Annotated in this window: 2 tRNA genes; both read right to left on the reverse strand. The window is 51.4% G+C overall.

From position 1 onward, the window contains the following. Positions 1-59 precede the first annotated feature (59 nt). Positions 60-135: transfer RNA gene (locus LNN34_RS11820), tRNA-His, on the reverse strand. 24 nt (positions 136-159) lie between these two features. After that, a tRNA-Trp gene (locus tag LNN34_RS11825) sits at positions 160-233 on the reverse strand. Between the last annotated feature and the right edge of the window lie 59 nt (positions 234-292).

Consider the following 292-nt stretch of genomic DNA (forward strand, 5'->3'; position numbering starts at 1 on the left):
AACGCATGACGGAGTCAAAGTCCGTTGCCTTACCGCTTGGCTATAGCCCAATGATAATATGGGGCGATTGATGGGAATCGAACCCACGAGTGCCAGAGCCACAATCTGGTGCGTTAACCACTTCGCCACAACCGCCATAATCTCAAGATGTCATAAATTTGGCAGGGGCAGTAGGAATCGAACCCACACCGGAGGTTTTGGAGACCTCTGTTCTACCGTTAAACTATGCCCCTATAAATGGTGGAGGGGGGCAGATTCGAACTGCCGAACCCTGAGGGAGCGGATTTACAGT

Source organism: Bacillus sp. AF23 (genome assembly GCF_020861455.1).
Taxonomy (GTDB): Bacteria; Bacillota; Bacilli; order Bacillales; family Bacillaceae; genus Bacillus; species Bacillus halotolerans.